Annotated in this window: 16 protein-coding genes; 13 read left to right on the forward strand and 3 right to left on the reverse strand. The window is 67.3% G+C overall.

Annotated elements, in window-relative coordinates; genetic code table 11:
- The first annotated feature begins 248 nt into the window (after nt 1–248).
- The 3 genes from ABZ172_RS07180 (at nt 249) to ABZ172_RS07190 (ending at nt 3718) form a co-directional block, all read left to right on the forward strand.
- Nucleotides 249–1112 carry a DUF2637 domain-containing protein gene (locus tag ABZ172_RS07180; RefSeq protein WP_356881020.1) on the forward strand — a complete coding sequence of 288 codons (864 nt, stop codon included), beginning with the start codon at nt 249–251 and terminating at the stop codon, nt 1110–1112.
- 324 nt (nt 1113–1436) lie between these two features.
- Entirely contained in the window at nt 1437–1973 is a 537-nt protein-coding gene (locus tag ABZ172_RS07185; RefSeq protein WP_356881022.1) for a MobC family plasmid mobilization relaxosome protein, read from the forward strand.
- A gap of 5 nt (nt 1974–1978) precedes the next feature.
- Complete coding sequence (locus ABZ172_RS07190) at nt 1979–3718, forward strand: mobilization protein (RefSeq protein ID WP_356881024.1); 1740 nt, start codon at nt 1979–1981, stop codon at nt 3716–3718.
- 45 nt (nt 3719–3763) lie between these two features.
- Here ABZ172_RS07190 and ABZ172_RS07195 read toward each other — a convergent pair whose 3' ends face one another.
- From ABZ172_RS07195 to ABZ172_RS07205, 3 genes are read right to left on the reverse strand one after another with little or no spacing between them, the layout of a single operon-like run.
- Complete coding sequence (locus ABZ172_RS07195) at nt 3764–4588, reverse strand: WbqC family protein (protein WP_356881026.1); 825 nt, start codon at nt 4586–4588, stop codon at nt 3764–3766.
- Nucleotides 4530–5198 (reverse strand): YdcF family protein, encoded by a 669-nt coding sequence (locus ABZ172_RS07200; RefSeq protein WP_356881028.1) that lies wholly within the window; start codon nt 5196–5198, stop codon nt 4530–4532. The genes ABZ172_RS07195 and ABZ172_RS07200 overlap by 59 nt, the downstream gene beginning before the upstream one ends.
- Before the next feature lie 13 nt (nt 5199–5211).
- Nucleotides 5212–6312 carry a helix-turn-helix domain-containing protein gene (locus ABZ172_RS07205; RefSeq protein ID WP_356881030.1) on the reverse strand — a complete coding sequence of 367 codons (1101 nt, stop codon included), beginning with the start codon at nt 6310–6312 and terminating at the stop codon, nt 5212–5214.
- 153 nt (nt 6313–6465) lie between these two features.
- Here ABZ172_RS07205 and ABZ172_RS07210 point away from each other — a divergent pair, with 153 nt between their 5' ends.
- From ABZ172_RS07210 to ABZ172_RS07255, 10 genes are all read left to right on the forward strand, one after another.
- Nucleotides 6466–6885, forward strand: coding sequence for a hypothetical protein (locus ABZ172_RS07210; RefSeq protein ID WP_356881032.1), 420 nt, complete (start codon nt 6466–6468; stop codon nt 6883–6885).
- Between the two features lie 17 nt (nt 6886–6902).
- Nucleotides 6903–7304, forward strand: coding sequence for an ATP-binding protein (locus ABZ172_RS07215; RefSeq protein WP_356881034.1), 402 nt, complete (start codon nt 6903–6905; stop codon nt 7302–7304).
- Nucleotides 7301–7879, forward strand: coding sequence for a hypothetical protein (locus ABZ172_RS07220; protein ID WP_356881036.1), 579 nt, complete (start codon nt 7301–7303; stop codon nt 7877–7879). The genes ABZ172_RS07215 and ABZ172_RS07220 overlap by 4 nt, the downstream gene beginning before the upstream one ends.
- A 10-nt stretch (nt 7880–7889) precedes the next feature.
- Nucleotides 7890–9011, forward strand: coding sequence for a radical SAM protein (locus ABZ172_RS07225; RefSeq protein ID WP_356881038.1), 1122 nt, complete (start codon nt 7890–7892; stop codon nt 9009–9011).
- A complete protein-coding gene (locus ABZ172_RS07230; protein WP_356881040.1) occupies nt 9008–9172 on the forward strand; it encodes a hypothetical protein in 165 nt (54 codons plus the stop codon). Before ABZ172_RS07225 ends, ABZ172_RS07230 begins: the two co-directional genes overlap by 4 nt.
- A 78-nt stretch (nt 9173–9250) precedes the next feature.
- Complete coding sequence (locus tag ABZ172_RS07235; RefSeq protein WP_356881042.1) at nt 9251–10120, forward strand: GNAT family N-acetyltransferase; 870 nt, start codon at nt 9251–9253, stop codon at nt 10118–10120.
- A gap of 328 nt (nt 10121–10448) precedes the next feature.
- A complete protein-coding gene (locus ABZ172_RS07240; RefSeq protein ID WP_356881044.1) occupies nt 10449–11945 on the forward strand; it encodes a hypothetical protein in 1497 nt (498 codons plus the stop codon).
- Complete coding sequence (locus tag ABZ172_RS07245; protein WP_356881046.1) at nt 11942–12766, forward strand: hypothetical protein; 825 nt, start codon at nt 11942–11944, stop codon at nt 12764–12766. Before ABZ172_RS07240 ends, ABZ172_RS07245 begins: the two co-directional genes overlap by 4 nt.
- A 13-nt stretch (nt 12767–12779) precedes the next feature.
- The gene (locus ABZ172_RS07250; RefSeq protein WP_356881048.1) at nt 12780–17246 is read left to right on the forward strand and encodes a hypothetical protein; all 4467 of its coding nucleotides are present in this window, start codon (nt 12780–12782) and stop codon (nt 17244–17246) included.
- On the forward strand, nt 17227–18342 hold the full coding sequence (locus ABZ172_RS07255; RefSeq protein ID WP_356881050.1) for a hypothetical protein: 1116 nt from the start codon (nt 17227–17229) through the stop codon (nt 18340–18342). The genes ABZ172_RS07250 and ABZ172_RS07255 overlap by 20 nt, the downstream gene beginning before the upstream one ends.
- Nucleotides 18343–18917: the final 575 nt, after the last annotated feature.

Raw genomic sequence — 18917 nt, forward strand, 5'->3', positions numbered from 1 at the left:
CGTATCGCCGCAGTTCACAGCCCTGCCCGCTGGGACGGCTGCTGTAGCGCGGCCGTCCCAGCAGGTGCAGGCGTTCGGACAGGAGCCGGGGTGAACTACGCCTCACCTCTTGTTCCGAGTCGGAACAAGACGCCAGTGCTTCCTGCCAAGACGGCACGTCCGGCGCGCAGCCGTACCGCGCTGACCTGCACATGCAACGGCCAAGACGGCGAAGACGCCCCTCACCACTACCCCAAGGAGATTCCCGCTTGACCGCCCCGTACCTCACCACGTCATCGCCGCAGATACGAGATGACGGCCCAGCCGAAGAGCAGCGACCGAAGCGTGCCGACGTAGAGCAGCTCGCGCTCGGCGCGGCCGGCATCGTCATCGTGGCCCTGACAGCCGGAGCGTTCTGGCTGTCCTACGCGCACCTCGCCGATGTCGCCGGCCAGCACGGGCTCGGCGCATCCACCATCCGCCGGTGGGCCTGGCCCGCCACCTTGGACGCGTTCATCGTTGCCGGCGAACTGCTCATGCTGCGCGCTGCGCTCCGGCGTACGACCGACCTCTGGGCGATCGCCGTGACCGCTACCGGATCGGTCGGCTCCATCGCACTGAACGTCGCAGGGGTCAGCGGCACGGGCGACGAACGCAGCGTCCCGCTCCTCGACTACGTGGTCGCTGCCGTCCCTCCGGCAGCCGCGATGGTCGCGTTCGGCGTGCTGATGCGACAGATCCACCAACTCGTCGTCCCGGCCGGTGTCTCCTCCGGCATCGGTTCCGTAGCCGTGCGGAACCGGCCGGTCGATGAGCCCGGTGAGCACGGTGAGGGCCGATGGCAGGATGCTGCCGCCGACGATCCGCAAACTTCTGGCGAGGAGCGGACGGAATCTACGTCCCCGGAGCCAGAGGCCAAATCAGTCGGCGGCCGTCCGCCGAAGGCGACCATCGCGGAACTGGTGGACATCGGCCGAACCACCGGTCATCAGCACGGCAAACTCACCCGTGACCTGCTGCGAGCTGCCGTGAAGGATCGGAACCTGACGATCGGCAGCGCGCGGCAGACCGAAGTCATGGAGTCGCTCCGGCCGGAACTTGAAGCCGCTGGCATCAAGGTCTCCGGCGGCTGACGCCTCGGGTGCTCGGGTGACCGGAACCCTTCCGGTCACCCGAGCACCCGCCGGTGGCCCCGCAGATTTACACATCTGTGGACAACGCGCGGGCTCATGCCGGTGGGGCGCCTTGGTCCATTTCGCCGAGCCGTATCGGGAGCATCTTCCATGCAGCACAGCCAGCACCTACCTGACGACACCCCTGTTGAGCCGCCTGCCTCAACACAGTCCCCTAGGCTGCTGTCCCGCCTGCGTCGGGCATTTGGGAGGACGGCCCCGGGCGGAGCCAGTAGTACCCCGAGTCCGACTCAAGGCCGGTCTTCGGGGTTCTCCGCCCCGGGGGTGGCGGAGACGGCCCGGCGCCAGGGGGCGCCGGGCGAGGGGGTCGGAGCCGAGGGCGGCCCCGACCCGGGCAGCCTTCACGCCGTACAGCGCGAGATCCTGACCCCGGCCCGCGCCGCTGAGCCTCCCGTGCAAGGCGTCCAGCCGACCATCCGTCGGTTCACCGGAGACAAGCGCGGAGAGCGCATCGGTCCTCTGCGCTTCACCAGCGACCAGCTCGCCCAGTTGACGGAAGCCACCGCCGAGCACGGCTACAAGGGCGAGAGCGGCTTCGCCGCCGATGTCGTCGTTGCCTTCATCACCGGGCGGTTCACCGCCAACCTGCCGCTGTCCGAAGACCGACGTCGGACCCACATGTTCCGCGCTCAAGTGCTGCGCGAACTCAACCGCATCGGCGTCAACGTCAACCAGATCGCCCGCGCCCTCAACAGCGACCTCACCCCACCCGACGTACGCCATCGCCTCGAAGAACTCCACGAGCTGCTGGAGCTGATCGCCGAGGCCCTGTGCGAACCCGCCGACACGACGGAGGTCTGACCGGAATGATCGCCGCCATCAAGCCCGCCGGATCCAAGACCCGCGGACTGCTCGCCTACCTCTACGGCCCTGGTCGGCACGACGAGCACTTCGACCCGCACCTCGTGGCCGCCTTCGCGATGCTCGGCATGCCCGACCCCGGCCGCGACGAGGACGCGACACTCACCGAACTCGCCCGTCACCTCGACGAGCCCGTACAACTGCGCAACAGCGAGTTCGGTAAGCCGGTCACCGACCACGTATGGCATTGCGCAGTCCGTGCGGCACCCGAGGACCGGCACCTCTCGGATGCTGAGTGGGGTGAGATCGCAGATCGCATCGTGCGCGCGGCCGGCATCGCACCCGAAGGAGACGACCTGGCCTGTCGCTGGGTCGCCGTCCGCCACGCGGACGATCACATCCACATCCTTGCCACCACCGTCCGCGAAGACGGCCGCCGCCCCAAGCTCCACAACGGCGGCATCCGCCTCGGCGACGCGTGCCGCCAGATCGAAGGGGACTACGGGCTACGTCGGTTGAAGAAGGGAGACGGCACAGGCAGCCGCCGCCCCACCCAAGCCGAGATGCACAAGGCCGACCGCCTCGGCTGGGAGCAGACCAGCCAACAGTGGCTGGAAGACCGCATCCGCGCCGCCCTCCCGCACGTCACCGACACCGAGGAACTGCTCACCTACCTCGAAGCTGACGACGTCGCGGTCAAGCCCCGCCGCGGCCCTTCCGGAGACCTCCTCGGCTACGCCGTCGGCCGCCCTGGCGACGAGAACGACAAGGGGGAGCAGATCTATCGCGCCGGCGGAAGGATCGCCCCCGACCTCAGCCTCCCCAAACTGCGGGCCCGCCTGGAGACCGCATCATCCGAGGAGCACCCGACCGCGCGGCGCACCCGGCACACCACCCCCTGGCACCAGGCCACCGACGCTCTCGACACCCTCCACGCCGAGCTCGTCGACGCAACCGGCGACGAGTCCGGAATGGACGCGCGAGCCCAGGCCCACATCGCTGCGCTCGGCGAACTGATCGAGGCCACTGCACAGCACGCCCCTGCGAACCTACGCTTCGAACTCCTATCAGGGTCAGAGGAGTTCGCTCGCGCGCAACGCTCCCAGATCCGTGCCGAAGGCCGAGCCGCCGACACCGTACGCCTCGCAGTCCGCGACATCATCCACACCGCCACCGGATCGGACGGCAGTGCGCTCGCGGCCCTGCTCGCCGCCATGGTCTGGGCGGCGGTCCTCGCCCAGCGCTGGCATGAGGCGAAGAACCACGCTCACCAGGCCGACGCCGCCCGCCGGGCCCTCGACCACCTCCAGACCGCTGCCGACCAGGCCCTCGCCCCCACGCTCGCCGATCTGGAACACCGCCTGCCGCGCGAACAGGCGCGCCGCACTCTGGCCCGCGATGTCCGCGCCGCCGTCCCTGACCATGCCGAACGCATCCTCGCCGATGGCGACTGGCCTGCTCTCGCCACCGTCCTGGCGGATGCGGAGGCCGGTGGCCACAAACCGCACCAGCTCCTCAAGGAGGCCGCCGAGCAACGCGAACTCGACACGGCCCACCGCCCGGCCCGAGTCTTGATCACGCGCATCCAGCACACTGGCCGCAACCCCGTACGCATCAGCCGAGCCGAGGCCGCACGCATCCGTTCGACGCGGTCGACAGCAGCCGCCAGTACTCCGGCTCCGGCCGAGCAGCGTCCACCGGAGCCAGTTGCCGTCCCGGAGCGAGGGAGTCGCCCTCGGCGGTAGCGATTCCGGTGGCGCGGCCCTTCACCGCTCCGGCCCGCTGTCATTTCAGACAGACGTTCCCGATGGCCGCAGTTCACGAGCGGTGGGCCCCAGTGCAGCATGGTCGTCGGCAACGGCACGGAGACGAGAAGCCAGGGCGTCCGGACCGAGCGACGCCAGAGCCCACAAGGCACTGAGCCGACGTGCGGTCGACCAGATGCCGGTGAGCGGCGGCTGGAAGGCAGCCACGGTGATGTTCCTGGCAGCGAAAGGGACGGGGTCGAGATACGTCATGCCGCCGGTCCCGCACAGGTACGCGCGAGCACCCGTCGCGGCGGCCAGGTCGGCGAGCCGGAGGGAACGGCCTGGTCTGGCGGACAGGAGGCTGCTAGTGAAGATCTGGCCCCGCCAGCCGAGCAGGTCCAGCAGCACGCGGGTGGAGGTCTCCGCGACCACTGCGGTCCGCCCGGTGGCGAAGGAAGCCCATACCGGGTCCAGGGCCGGGGCGAGGGAGGGCCAGTGCGCGCTGGCTCCGAAGTTCTGCCGCAGCATTCCGGCGGTCCTTCGGCGGGCGATTTCGCCCTCTTCGATCAGCGCGTCTCGGATGAGGGTGGGCCGACCGCTCGGGAGGTGGGTGGGGATGGAGAGCCACTGCTGGCGACTTGGGGCGTCTACGGCGGCGAGGCGCGCTCGGTGCTGGTAGTCGCGGCGGGTGAACTGCACATCGTCCAAGACGATCCAGTAGTCCGCCGCGAACAGCTTGGCCAGCGTCGTCAGCCTCGGGAACAGGTTGGGTTGGTGGATCGCGCACAGTCCGCCGGGAGCGGGATGCTCACGAGGCGATGAGGCGGCTGGTGAAGCCGGAGCGAATGAGAGATTCGTACGCTGCATGTACGTCCTCGGGGACTTCCTGCTCGATGGCGAATCCGAGCTTCGGATACTCGATGACCCGCTGGAGGTCGCCGGCGAGCATGTCCAGAACGAGCTTCTCGTCTCCGATGCTCTTCAGGTAGTCGTCGAACTCCAGCGGCTCCGACGCGCAGAGGAACTCGATGTCGGGCCACAGCTTGCGGGCGGTCGCGAACGATCGCCGTTCCATGTACGGCTTGGAGACCAGCAGCACCGTGGCCGGATGGATGCCGGAGGCGGCGAGGACCTCACGGGAGAGCGTGATGTTCTGCCCGGTGTTGGCTGCGTGGGGCTCCAGCAGGATGGCATCGGCGGGGACACCGAGGTCGATGGCGTGCTCACGGAAGTGGACTGCCTCCCCGCGAGGGAAGACCTTGGCGGTCGTGGGGCTGTTGCCGCCGGTGAACACCAGCGTCTGGAACAGTCCGGCGCGGTACAGCTCGGCGGAGCGGGTCGCGACGCCGAGATCGTGGCTGCCCAGTCCGATTGCCACGTCGACGGGCCGCAGTTCGTGCTGCATCTGGTGGTAGTCCCAGATCAGCTTGGCCTGGTGCCACTGGTCCTCGGTGATGCCCTGATGGTCGTTGCGCACGCGTTCTCCCTGGTCACCGTTGCCGGGGGCCGGTCGGCCCCTCACTCATGGCCTTGACGCCCTCGATGCTGCGCAGTTGGTGCACGAGTCCGTACTGCGCGGCCACCTTGGCGGCCTGGTCGAGGACGAGGATTCCATCATCCTGGGTCGCTGTATCGGAGAGCAGGATGTGGCCGTGAGCGGTGTCCAGCCGTACGCGCTGCATCGGTGAGTCGGTCATCCCGCTGCTTCGGGCGATGTCGATGAAGTGCAGGGCTTGAGAGAGGTCGCCGGCGCCACGGCGGGCCAGAGCGAGCTTCTGGTGGGCCACCGACCAGTCGTCCGGTTCGGTGAGGTCCTCGAACTCGCGGGTGGCTGCTTGCATGACGCGGGTCGCGTAGTCGTGCTCGCCGTCTTTGCTCAGTGCCGTCCCCACCCACAGCCGTGCGCGAGCCCGGTCACGGCGGGAGAGCCGGTCGTCGACGGCGAGGGTCTCGTAGTTGCGGGCGGCGACTTCCAGCTTGCCGGACATCTCGGTGACGACGGCGAGCGACAGATCGAGCTGGGCGACGCGGCGGGGGATGTCGAGCTGACTGAAGACCGTGCGCGCACCGGCGTAGGAGTGCTGGGCCGAGAGCGGGCCCAGGACGACGCCTTGGTCGCGTTTGAGGTCACCGAGTAAGGCGGTTGAGCGGGCGAAGAGGTACAGGCCCTTCTCGTCCAACTCATGGGCCTTGAACCGGCCCAGCCACCGGGTGAGAAGGCTATCGGCGAAGGCGAAGTTCTGCCGGGACAGGGCGACCACGACTCGGTCGAGGTCGTCAGCCCAGGACTCGTACTCCCACGCCCGGGGGCCGGACGCGACGACGCGTCTGCCGACAGCGGCGACGGTGCCGGCCATCTCTGACAGGAGCGTCTCGAAGCGCAGATGGACTGCGGCATCCGCTCGTCCGAGGGCGGTGTCGAGGATGGCCTGGGTATCGGGTCTCGGCTCGGTGGCAGCGAGCTTGCTCTCCCACTTGGACACAGTCGCGACCGCCAGGCCCAGACGCTCGGCGAAGGCCCGCACGCTCAGCCGCAGAGCGAGCCGTAGTGCCTTGGCCTCAAGCCCGGTCCAGTGGTGCACGGTCGCCACGCGTCACTCCCTTCCACCAGCCATCGAAGCAGACCCGACGACGCGGCGGGACGGAAGTGGAACGGAAGTAGAACGAGCGGTGATTCCACGCGAGTTGGTCTGCCGACAAGCTCGAAGCGTCACCACGAGTCGAGCCATTGGACGGTCCCGAGCATGGAACCCCTCACGGAACATCGCCTGGTCAGCGGCCCGGTCGTTTACGGCTTCCTGCGGCTGGTGCGCGTATCCCGAGCACGGCAGGAAGCACTGGCCGCCTCGCTTGCCGAGTACTGCCGTAAGCACGAGCTGCAACTGTCCGGCCTATTCACCGACCGCGACGCCGCCAGGTCCGCCCCGGCGGCGTTCACCGGCCTCCTCGACGTGCTTGCGCTGCCGGACGTCTACGGCGTCGTCGCCCCCGCCATGTCGCACCTGGGCCCGAAGGGCATAGCAGCCGAACGCGGGCGACAGATCGAATCGGCCGGCGCCCGGCTGCTGCTGGTCCGGCACCCGCGCTCCATGCCCTCGACCGTTTCTAGAGGCGGTTCCGTCCACCGTTCGCACTCCGGCACCACCCGAGTCGTGGACGCCTAGTCGTGAGGACCGTCGTGATGACCAAGGCGATCCAGAGGTTCTTCGCGTCCCGTCCCGAATCGGTCACCGAGGCACGGGCTTTCACCACCGAGGCCCTGACCACCTGGGGCCTGCTGGGCCGAGGCGACGACATCCGACTCTGCGTCTCCGAACTCGCCACCAACGCCGTGCTCCACGGGACTGATCCCGGCCGCGGCTTTCTCGTCAGACTCGACGCCGACGACGAAGTCGTGCGCCTGGAAGTACACGACAGCCGCCGCCAGCACCCCCACCCCCGTCATCCCGGTGACACGGACACTGCCGGCCGCGGGCTGCTCCTGGTGACCGCGCTTGCCGACGGCTGGGGCGTGGAGAACCGCACCCCGTTCGGGAAGATCGTCTGGTCGTGCTTCAAAGCCCCGGGTGGGACGTCAGCATGAGCGTCGCTCTCACCCCGTCGGGCCCTGATCTACGCCTGCTGGTGTCGCTCGCAGCCTGGACTTGGCAGGGTGCCGGACCGGATGGCAGGGAGATCGCGCACATCCTGATCACGTACACCCCGGTCCTGACTGATGGCGGCACCGCCGTGCCGGCCGAGGACCGAATGCGGAGACTGTCCGCGTGCCTCGGTGGCCTGACCGGAGCCCGCGAAGTCATCCCGGAGCTGGAGAGCTGCCTACAACTCGTCGGCGACCGCGTGCTGCTGCACATCCCTGATGCTTTCCGACGACTGCAGCTACCAACCCGCCGTACCTGGACCGAACTGGTCACCCGCACCGGCCTTGCGATCCTCCTGCTCGGTCTCGACCCACTGCCGCAGTCCGCAGACGCCGCTCGCCTCGACGCCTACCTGGACGCCGCCCTTGCAGGCGACCGACTGCTGTTCGGGCGCGTCCAGCTCCCGCCGCCAACCCCGAGCGCTGACGTCTGCTCGACCTGCGGCGGCAGCGGCACCGACCCGATCTCGGGCCGCGCATGCCCGGACTGCTCCCTGCACTGCCGACTCGAACCATGAAGGGCAAGCCATGCATCAGCTCATCGCCGCCCCGTTTCTCGACGGCCACCTCCTGCTGCGCCCCGGAGGGCGTTCCGGCGCCCGAATCCCGGCCACCCACTACGAGCAACTCCACGCCGCTGATGGCACGCAGCCCCTGCCCGACTGGGCGGTCGACCTGGCGGCCGAAGCCTGGGGTCTCGATGTCGCCGGCGCCCCGACCGCGGACACGGTCCTGATCCGCGAGCCGTCTACGTACGGATACTGCCGGGCCTCCTGGGAGATCAACCTCGGCTGCAACTTCGGCTGCAAGCACTGCTATCTCGGCGAACGTCCCTTCTCCGGCCTCACCTGGGAGGACAAGGTCAAGCTCCTGGACATCATGCGCGAGGCCGGCGTCATCTGGCTCCAGATCACCGGCGGCGAACCGACCATGGACCCGCACTTCCAGAACGCATACCGGTACGCCTGGCTGGCCGGAATGATGCTCACGATCTCCACGAACGGCTCCCTGCTGTTCCGCCCCGACCTGCTCCAGCTCTTCCAGGAATGCCCGCCGTACCGCCTCGTCGTCAGCATGTACGGCGCGAGCGAGGAGTCCTTCGATGCGCTCACCCAGCGGCGCGGAGCCTGGAAGGCGTTCCGGCGCGGCATGGACGCCGCCCGCGCCGCAGGGCTGTCGCTGCGCATCAACATCGTCGTCACCGAGGACAACGCCAGCGAGGCAGACGCGATGGCCGCGCTCGCCGGGGAGTGGGGCGTGGAGCACCACGCGTACACCAACATGACCCCGACGATCTACGGCGGTGGAGAACCCCTCCTCGCCCAGTCCGCAGACCACCTGCGCCAGCGCAAACCGTTCGCCGGATGCAACGCGGGCCACACCTTCTTCCACGCCGACCCGCACGCCAAGGTCTCGATCTGCAAGGTCGGCCGCGACGACCAGATCGACCTCATGGCCGAAGGCATCGAAGGACTGCGACGGCTCGGCACGATCGCCGACCGCCTGATGCTTCGCACCGGAGGGTGCGAGGGCTGCGCCCTGTCCGGCACCTGCCGGGTCTGCCGTCCCCTGGCCAAGCACTACCAGGAGGCGAAGGCGCCGCTGCACAGCTACTGCCAGCACGGAGACAAGGAGAAGGTGACCTCATGACCGGACCCGTACCGGTACAGATCCTGACCGGCCCGCCCAACAGCGCCCGCCGCGCCGCGCCCCCGGTGGCTTCGGCCGCCGTGACGCTCGTCGCGGACCTGGACGACGTCGTCGAGAGCGCCGAGTGCTCCTGCGACGCCGGCGACGACAACCCCCACTAATTCCGGCCCGATCGATGTGCTCCGGCCTGTCCCACCGACGGGCCGGAGCACCCTGATGTATAGCGCTAAGGTGCCCGCATGCTCTTCCGCTGGGACTGGCTCCGCCCCGTGCTCACCGCACCGGTCGTGCCCACCCTCGGCCCCGTCCACCCGCACGCCCTGACCGTGGACCTCTTCGAAGCCACCCTCGTTGCCGCCGCAACTGAGCGCCACTTCCTGCCGTACGACAAGGATCGCCGCTGGAGCACCGAGAAGCAGGAGGTCGTCCTCGCCGAGGACGTGGTGCACCACCCCGACCACACGCTCATCCCCACTCTGCTGACCCGCGGCCGGGGAGCGGTGAAGGTCTTCGCCTACGGTCACCGAGGCGACATCCTGGACCAGGCCGCGGAACTCGCAGTCAAACTCTCCACCGTCCACAGAGCATCCTCTGCCCGCATCGTCCGGCCTCTGGGCCCGGAGACACCGCATCCCCGTGGCGTCCGGATCCAGCTCCAGGACTTCACTGCGCGGCCCTGTCCCGCCTCTGTCGGCCCCGTCCGTCAGCTCGAGGACTGGCCCGCCCACATCCGCGGCACCTTCACCACCTTTGCCCAGACCGTGGCGGCCGACGGCTTCGTCTTTCTTGACCGTCAGATGAAGGCCAAGGGATGCGGGCCGGTCCTTGCCGCCGTGCTGGAGGGCCGTGTTATCGGTGCCATCGGCCCCATGGAGATCCGTCCCGATCCCACGGGAGTAGCCCAGCTCATGCCGCAGTACTTCGCCGTGCACCCAGAAGCTCGCGGGCAGGGTATCGGCCGGCACCTATGGCGCGCCGCCATGCACTGGGGCAAGACGCACGGCGTGGCCTACCAACTCCTCCAGACCGAGGTCGGCGGCGCTTCGGACCACTTGTGCGTTGCCGAAGGGCTCACGACGCTCGGGTTCATGTTTACCGGGTGGGTATAAGTCGCGCTGCTTTGCGCGCCGATTCCATGGGCTTCCGGTGCCCACCATTGCGTATGCCCTGTTGGGAGGTGTGCGGCACCAAAAGGCGAGCTTGCCCCAGGGAACGTGGCGGCTGAAGTTCCTGGCAGGATGCGATTCGGACAAGTATGCAACTGGCGGCGAGGTTACTACGGATGACTACGAGGGTGAAGAGGTCGGGAAATCCGCAGGAAAAGGCCCCATGGAGTCAAAGTTACTGATCGGTCGCGATAGAGGGGTGCCGCACTGATTCTCGCCAACTTATGTGCATCAGGTGACGCCTGCGGCGTCGTGCATATGTAGTTACGTCATGAATGATCACGGGGGCGGTCGAAACGTCTGGGCCGACCAGGGGCTCACACGCAGGCTGAAGGCCCTGGCCTGCACGGCGCCCTTGCATGACCTCGACATTCGTCAGGCGAAGCAGCCCTGGTTGAACGGTACCCAGTACCAGATGGCCGAAGTGGCCCTGCAGATCATCGATCACGTGGCTATCGCGATGGACTACGACACGGGAGCCAACCACGAACAGGTCCTGCTCAGGGCTGCGGGATTCGTCGGCTGGCAGGCGCCGGACCGCCCGGCCGATGAGCACACACGGGTCGCCGGGTGGGTGCTCGACTCCTTGATCAACGTTCGGGACGCGGACAGGGGTTTCAGCCGCTTCTACGGAGAAGTGGACGGCGCGGGCGCATATGCGCTGAGGAAGTGGGACTTCAAGCTGATCGAAGAGCGTTCGGACAGCAATGGGGACCTGTATCTGCGTGCTTCCAACGAGGCGTTGAACGTTCTGGTCGGCGCGTTGGACACAGATGTGGAGTCAGCCCAGATCGCCGCCGAGGTGAGGTTGCGCAACCTCATCGGCCGAGGGCGGCTGGCCGACGCGAAGGCCGTGGCCGAGCAGGCCCGCATCCGCACCATTCAGTACGCGGAGATCATCCGGGACCAACTCGACGCCACAAGCCGCAATGTGACGACGGTCGACTGGACGGACGAGATACCGGACCTTCTCAACGAGGCTCTGGACCATGTCGACAACCGGCTAGAGGAAGAGGTCGCGATCGCCCGGTCCGTCTCCACCGTGCGTGATCAGTCCGAGGATCCGCTCCGCAGGAGGCAGGCCGCCGACCTGGTAGACATTCTGGAGGACTGTGTTCGGCGACACACACGGCTGCAGACCCGCTTGCGTGGCGCTCGAAGGTTTTTTCTCGACGAACAGGACCGCCAGCAGTTCTCCGGCACCGCCCTCAGGGCTCCGGTGGACGTGTACGGCGACCTCCTTGAGCCGGTACTGGGGCTGACGCTGGCCGACGCGGCTCGTCCCGTGCGCTCTTTCTACGAGCAGTCCGTGGGGCCGACGACGGAGGACCAGCTCTGTCTGGCCACGCTGGTTCCCGCGTTGCTCGCCCCCTCACCCGAACGAGCCCGGTTCACGGGCGAGGAGGAGGAGCCGGAGCTCGTTCCGGTCGTGGAAGTGTGCGGGTACACCGACGAGCAGCAGGGCGTGGCCGAGTCCTTGCTCGATCTGGCCGACGAGGCACGGCTGTTGTCCGACTTGCTGGAGGAGGCCGCGTCTCTCGATTCGGAACTCCCCGAATTGCTGGTGCTATTGGCGCTGCGTGCCTTCAGCCCGCAACTTGGGACGGCGTTGAGTGAGGGAGCCGACCGTGTCCTGCTCGCCGTATCGGCAGGAATGCCCTTGGACAGCCAAGGGTTCGAGGGTGACGACCTGCTGCTGACGTCCGCGGCGTTCGACCGAGCGGCTCTGGACGCCGACCGTCTGGAGAGGAACAGTGGACGATCATGACCAACGATCCCATCGAGACCGTCGCTGACGACGCGGAGGCCGCAGGCAGACTCGTCAGCTACGGCTTCAGACCCAAGGTCCGACCCGCGCGCGACAGCGCCTACTCGGCACTCGTGAAGCGCTACGCCGAGGATCCGGACTTCGAGACCCTAGTCACTCGGTACGCGGCGGGCATGGGTCTGAGGGTCATCGCGGTCACCACACGTGCCGGCATGGTGCACACCGCTCTGCCGGGGTCGGCCTTCGAGACTCGGATGGACCAGTACGCCCGGCAGGTACGGATGCGTGAGAACCGGGAGGCCGAACGCATCTTGTACGGCATCACGCACCTGGCGGTCGCGGCCCTGGCCTTCCCTCGGCCCGAGGACTTGGCGGATGACGGCTATCAGGGCAAGGTCCGGGTGTCGTCCATTGACCGGTTGGTGCGATCGGTGTGCCGAGTGCTGGCGGAGCGCGTCGCCGAGAGCGAGGAGTCGCAGGATCCACCGGCCGATGCTGGCGAACTGGAGAAGGCTTGGCGGGCGTACGAGCGGCGGCCCGAAGTCGCCCCGACCAAGGCCGGACGATCAGGAGCATCGGCTACCCGCACTCTCATCAGCCGGGCTCTCGCGTACCTGGTCGACCGCGGAATGTTCCACCAGGGCAGAGCCGACTCTGAGGACGGGGAGAACGTCTTCCGCGCCACCCACCGCTATCAGGTTCATGTGCGTGAACTCGCCAGCACACGTGCCTATGAGGAATTGATGGGACTCGGGGTGCTGCCTCCCATCACCGGGAAGGGAACGCTCCGTACCCCCTGCTCCGAGACGTTGTACGACTAGGAGAACGGTATTCATGTACGAGCTGTCCCGTGTCCGGTTGAGAACGGTCGGACCGGCCGGTGCCCGCTTCCACGACGTCACGATGGACCTCAGTGGCGTGGGACGCCAGGTGGGCGCCGAGCAAGGAGCCCTCTTCGACACCACCGTCACGACCTACCGGCCCTCGCCCGCCAGCCTGATTCTGCTGGAGAACGGGGGCGGCAAGTCAGTTCTGCTCAAGCTCGTTTTCTCTGTCGTCCTTCCCGGACGTCGCCACACCGTGGGCACGACCAACACGCGCGTCGTGGAGAAGTTCGTCATGCCCAAGGACGTCTCCCACATCGTCCTTGAATGGATGAACCCGCTGACCGGGGAGCTGCTGCTGACCGGAAAAGTGATGGCCTGGCGCAACCAGGTCGCTTCCGAAGTGTCCGACAACCTGCGGGAACGCTGGTACTGCCTGCAGCCCAGTGACGAGATCAACCTCGACACCCTCCCGATGGCGGTCGGTACGAAGTCGCGCACTCTGGACACATACCGGGACGAGCTCCAGGAGGCGTACGCGGCCGACCAGAGCCTGGCCCTGTACTGGACACCGCATCAGGGCGACTGGACTACTCGGCTGCAGCTGCTCGAACTCGACCCCGAACTCTTCCGCTACCAGAGGGAGATGAACGTCGACGAAGGTGAAGCGGCGAACTGGCTCAAGCTCGATTCGGACGTGAAGTTCGTCGACTTCCTGCTGCGGGCCATCGTCAAGGCTGATGAGATGGACGACCTGGCGGCGCTGGTCACCGAACATGTGGAGCGGCTCGCCGGTCGGGGGTTGCTCCTCGCCGAGAGGGAGTTCGTCGCCGGCGCACGGGATCTCCTGGGACCCATCGCCCAACAGGCCGAAGCCGCCCGGCAGTCGCGGCGTCGAGCGGAGCAGGCCGCTCGTGACGTCGCGGAACTAGGCGGACGGCTCCGGGTACGTGCGCGAAACGAGCACGACGTGGTGCTCGGGCGGCGAGCAAAGCTCGACAAGGCGCAAGAGGAACTTGAAGAGCTGACCCGTTGTGCCGAACGAGCCGAGGTGGTTGTTGCTGAACTCCGGCGCCACTGGGCAGACTTGAAGCTTCAGAGGGCTCAGCGGGAGCTGGCAGCGCGGGAGAAGGGGCTGTCCCGGGCGCAAGACATGGTCGATGCCTGGGAGAAGACCTCGACCGTGCACGAGTACGGGGACAGCATCGCCCAGGTCAAGACATTGACCGAACTCATCGGCGCCGAGGAGGAGAAGGCACGCCCGGCATTGGAAGAGCGCGACAGCGCGGCCCGTCTCCTGGCACGCAGCCTGTGGGCGACGGCTGACGACGCTGCCCACGCCGCCTCCGACGAGCTGAAGCGGGTCTCGGCGCGGGAAGAGGAGAAGAAGGCAGCACAAGAGCGAGCACGCCTGGCGTACCGGGACGCCACGACCGCCGAGAACGCGGCCGTCGAATTCAACAAGCTGATCACACAGCTGCGCGAGGACATCGAGGCAGCTGTCTCGGACGGTCTGCTCCATGACGTCGCGGCGCTCTCCCGGAGCGTGGAGACCGTTCAGGAACAACGCGACAAGACTGCCCAGCGCGTCACTGACCAGGAACGAGAATGGGCGGAACTCGCAGACCGAGAGGCCCTCGCGCAGGACGAGTTGCGGAAGGCCGAGTCGCAGGCGGGCGATCTGCGTGGGCGCCGTAAGCAGCTCGCCGACCGTTTGGAGGAGGCCCGGACACAAACAGGCCGATGGGAGACAAACCCCCGGCTCGTGGCGCTTCTCGACCTGCCGGACATCGACCTCGAACGCGATGTCGCCGCGCTCCTGGAGGCATTGAAGGCCGCACGCCTTGAGGCCGAACGAGAGCGGACCGAGCTGAGGGTCGCCGCGTCCATCGACGAACAGGCGCGCCACGCCCTGGCCGCGGGTGATCTCCTGCCGCCGGCCCAAGTGGTCTCCGATGCCTGTAAGGCCCTTGAGGACGCCAAAGTGGTCGCGGTTCCGGGATGGCGCTACCTCGCCGCCATCCCCGATGCCGAGCGGCGACGCGACATTGTGGAGCGGCTGCCGCACCTGGCCGCGGGTATCCTCCTCCACGATCCTGCTGACATCGACCGCGCCCGGGACGTGCTCACGGCACTGCGTCCCCAACCGACTGTCTTCGTGTCGGTTGCGACAACCAGGACCTTCACCGACCCCGAGGCCGCGCTGACAGACGGTGTCGAGGTGGTGATCCCGCCTCATCCCGCCCTCTACGACGTGGACGCGGCGGCCGCCGAGCACGAGGCGATTGACGCCCGGCACACCGTACGCAACGCTCGCGCCGAAGAGCTGACGGCCCGCATCGAGCAGGACGGCAAGCTGACCTACGCTCTCACGGACTGGCGGACGCGTTACCCCGAAGGCAGCGTCACCGAGCTGGCGGAAGAACACGCGGGCGTGGTGCGGGAGCTCAAGGCTGCCGATGCGGGGGTGACGGAACGTGAAGAAGTGCTGGAGACGCTCCAGGAACGGCGGCGAAAGATCAAGGAGGAGCTCCCACCCCTACGTGAGACTCGGGACTCGCTCACCAAACGGCTCGGTCGGCTCAGGGCACTCGCCGATCGAAATGTCCACCTGCCGGAATGGACGGAGCGGGCCTCGTCCGAGAAGGAGAGGATGAGGGAGCGCCAGGAAGCCGCGGGGAAGGCGGAGGATGAGGTCGTCGAGCTGGAGAAGCTCGTCACCGGTCATCAGCGCAGAGCTGACGAGTACCAACGCACCGTGCGTATCGTCAACGACGACCGGGCCAAATTGCCCGGGAGCGAGGACGTTCGCCTTACCGATCCTGTTCCCGAACTCTCCACAGCCTTGTTGCGGAGCACCTACGACCAGGCCGCGGCACGCTATCTCCGTGTTCAGGTCGGGAGCGACCTGTTGGAGGAGCGTGAGCGAGCCAACGAACGCGCCGCCAAAGCGAAGCAAGGCTACTTCAACCTCTCCGAGGACCTCCGCGGCAGAGCGGCCGCACTGCTGAAGAGCCCCGAGGGCTCCGACGAAGCGGCACGAGCGACGGCTTTGGAGAGCGCGCGTCAGGCGGTGCGGGAAGCCGAGAGCGTGGCGCGCAAGGCGGCGGTGGCCGCGTCCCGCGCTGAGGATGAACTCATAACTGCCCAGGGGCGCGTGACGACCCCGGTGAACCTTCCCGAATACCCAGCCGATATCGAGTCCTGCGCAGAAGCCGTTGAGGAAGCCGGCCAGCAGCAGACGTCGAGCGCTCGTAGGGCGGCGGACCAACAGAAGGAGCACACCCGGCTTGGACAACAACTGGAGGGCGCCGAGGCATCGGCCAAGGCTTTCCAGTTCATCGTCGACGGATTCCCCAAGGATGTGTCCGAGGGCGAGGGCGACGCAGCCGACATCGTGCCCTACGAAGGTGATGCGGACGCTGCCCAGGAGCTCGCCACCGGGCTGGCCAAGGAACGCAGGACACGCGAAACGGTTGCCCACACCGACGAACAGTCCCTGCGTACGGCGACAGAGAAGCTCACACACCACGCCGGCGCAGAGGAGTTCAAGGACCTGCACGTCCGCGTGCAGACCCAGATTCGTATCGCGGGTTGGGAGAGGGTGGCGGCTAGTGCGACGGAGTGGTCCGACGCTCTCAGGCCGCGCCTGCGCGCTCTGAACGAGGAGATCGACCAGACGGAGCGGCACCGCACCATGATCGTGCGGAACCTCAAGGCACAGGTCGACAAGGCCTTGGCCCTGTTGCGCCAGGCGCAGCGGATGTCCCGGCTGCCGGCCAGCCTGGACGACTGGGCCGCCCAGGAATTCCTCCGCTTCAACTTCACCCCCGCACAGGACGACACCGCGCACCTGCACATCGGGGAGGTCATCGACGAGGCGGCGAAGGGCCGCACCGCGGACGGGCGGTCTGTACGCAGGGACGGGATGTCGTTGCTGCTCGCGGGAGTGAGGGCAGCCGTCCCCAGGGGGTTCCGGATCGACATGCTCAAGCCCGACGCCGTGCTGCGCAACGAGCGCATCAGAGTCTCCGAGATCAAGGACGTCTTCTCGGGCGGGCAGCACCTCACGGCGGCCATCCTCCTGTACTGCACCATGGCCGCCCTACGGGCGAGTAACCGGGGCAGGGAGAGGGACACATACTCCGGTGTCCTGTTCCTCGACAATCCGATCGGCCGGGCCAACGCGGACTATCTGCTCGCCCTCCAACGCAAGGTCGCCGAGGCACTGGGTGTGCAACTTATCTACACCACAGGGCTGTCCGACGACGGCACGCTGAAACGCTTCCCCCTCATCCTGCGGTTGCGTAACGACGCCGATCTGCGGGCGGGGCGCAAGTACCTCACCGTGACCGACCGGATCCAGGAGGCGCTCGACGCGCTGCCCGAGTCAGACGGAACGGGCAACGTCACCACCACCAGAATCTTCAAGCGAGGGACGGAAGACGGACAGAACCGTGAAGCACAGGCAGAGTGAGTTCATCGGGCACCTGAGAGCCGGTGCCACGGATTTGGGCTGGAGCGGCGTGCGCAGGACGCACGTCGTACTGGACGACGTCTGGATCGCCTTCCGAAAGGTGAACAATCGTAACCCGGACAGCGAATTTGAACCTTTGCTCTTGTCGAGGATGTTGGACGAACTCGAAGAGCAAGGCCTGATCCAACAGATGAAGCAACGCACCCGGGACAAGGTGTCCCTGCCCCTCAAAATCTGGCTCTGCGCCACCGCACCCCCGCGACCACCCGCACCGCCCATGCCGCACTGGCACCCCGATCTCTACCGACTCGCCCGAGAATGGCCGACGGCTACCCCGAAGCAGCGCTCCGCGTACGTAGCCGTCAACCAGTGGCTGATGACCGATCCGGACCTTTTCCCCGTGCCGCTCCGGGAGCGGGCCCTGGAGATCTTCGGAACGTACGGGAGCGAAGCGGACTTTCCCATGCCGGAAAAGACCTTCGATACCCTGCGCTCGGGGCCGATCTTCGGCGACTCCGACCGGCTGCACACGGCACTGCGTACGTTCACGACGCACCCGCCGCTGCTTACAGAGACGTTCCTGACCGAAATCGGGGACGGCTACTATCAACAGGTCGGCGGCGGAGACATCCTGCTCGTGGTCGAGAACTCGGCCACCTGGTGGTCTCTCGTCCACAGCCTCCCTGATGACCACCGCCTGGGGTACGTCGCCTGGGGACTCGGCGGCACATTCCGTGCATCGGTGAACACGATCGCGGACAAGCACGGCATTGCAAAGATCCGCTACTTCGGTGACCTCGATCTGAGTGGGATCCGCATCCCGCACGCGGCATCCAAGACGGCCGGCGAGCGGGGACTTCCGACTGTCCAGCCCACTGAACGACTTTACGGCGCGCTCCTGGAACTCGGACGGGCACGAGGCGCGAAGGAGAAGGCCGTCGAAGCGGGGGAGGCTCGTGCCTTGGCCGAGTGGATGCCCGCTGCGCACCGGGCGAAGGCTGTCGGCCTCTTGGTCGCCGGTCAGCGTCTGGCACAGGAGTGGGTCGGCTACCGGTACCTGATTCGCAACACGGCTTGGCACGCTGACCTCGTTTGATCAGGTCCGGCCCACCTCTGAGCTGAAGCGAGGAGGGCACCAGGCTCACGCAGTCGGGCTGGTCGGCGATGGCGAGGACCGCATCCGCTGTCCGGCACAACGACAAGGGACTGGGCGGCCGACCGCGAGAAACGCGGCTCGGTGACCGTGACCTGCCATGTCGCCAAGCACACTCAGCACCGCTACCAGAGTTGCGTGTCCGTTCGAGTCGTCGATTGCCCGGACTGCGGCGAGCGCCGTGATGTCGTGGAGAGCGCCCGCGTAGTCCCTGCCTACAGCGTCGAGGCACCCAGGCAGCACGTGCGGCGGTGGATCGAGAGCGTCTGGCTGGGGAACGGGTCGCAGCATAAGAGGAAGCTCCGGTGCGAAGAGCAGAAAGCGGAGGTGATGCGGTGTCGCATTGAGGAGATGCAGAAGCGGCTCACGTCAACTCCTGGCCCCGTGCGTAGGGTCGGGATTGCGTGAGCGATGCGTGAGCGGACGGCATAGCATCTGTTGGATTGCGCGGCACGTCAGCGAGATCGGCAAGTCCCTGACCTGGGATAACTGGACTGAGGGTGACCAAAGAGCAGCAC

The sequence above is a fragment of the Streptomyces sp. NPDC006296 genome, from assembly GCF_040613235.1.
GTDB lineage: Bacteria > Actinomycetota > Actinomycetes > Streptomycetales > Streptomycetaceae > Streptomyces.

Bases quoted from the DNA above. Each gene is read 5' to 3' on its own strand.
- ABZ172_RS07210 (WP_356881032.1), top strand. From the start codon at position 6,466: ATGGAACCCCTCACGGAACATCGCCTGGTCAGCGGCCCGGTCGTTTAC.
- ABZ172_RS07240 (WP_356881044.1), top strand. From the start codon at position 10,449: ATGAATGATCACGGGGGCGGTCGAAACGTCTGGGCCGACCAGGGGCTC.
- ABZ172_RS07220 (WP_356881036.1), top strand. From the start codon at position 7,301: ATGAGCGTCGCTCTCACCCCGTCGGGCCCTGATCTACGCCTGCTGGTG.
- ABZ172_RS07195 (WP_356881026.1), bottom strand. From the start codon at position 4,588: ATGCAGCGTACGAATCTCTCATTCGCTCCGGCTTCACCAGCCGCCTCA.
- ABZ172_RS07245 (WP_356881046.1), top strand. From the start codon at position 11,942: ATGACCAACGATCCCATCGAGACCGTCGCTGACGACGCGGAGGCCGCA.
- ABZ172_RS07190 (WP_356881024.1), top strand. From the start codon at position 1,979: ATGATCGCCGCCATCAAGCCCGCCGGATCCAAGACCCGCGGACTGCTC.
- ABZ172_RS07230 (WP_356881040.1), top strand. From the start codon at position 9,008: ATGACCGGACCCGTACCGGTACAGATCCTGACCGGCCCGCCCAACAGC.
- ABZ172_RS07215 (WP_356881034.1), top strand. From the start codon at position 6,903: ATGACCAAGGCGATCCAGAGGTTCTTCGCGTCCCGTCCCGAATCGGTC.
- ABZ172_RS07250 (WP_356881048.1), top strand. From the start codon at position 12,780: ATGTACGAGCTGTCCCGTGTCCGGTTGAGAACGGTCGGACCGGCCGGT.
- ABZ172_RS07225 (WP_356881038.1), top strand. From the start codon at position 7,890: ATGCATCAGCTCATCGCCGCCCCGTTTCTCGACGGCCACCTCCTGCTG.
- ABZ172_RS07235 (WP_356881042.1), top strand. From the start codon at position 9,251: ATGCTCTTCCGCTGGGACTGGCTCCGCCCCGTGCTCACCGCACCGGTC.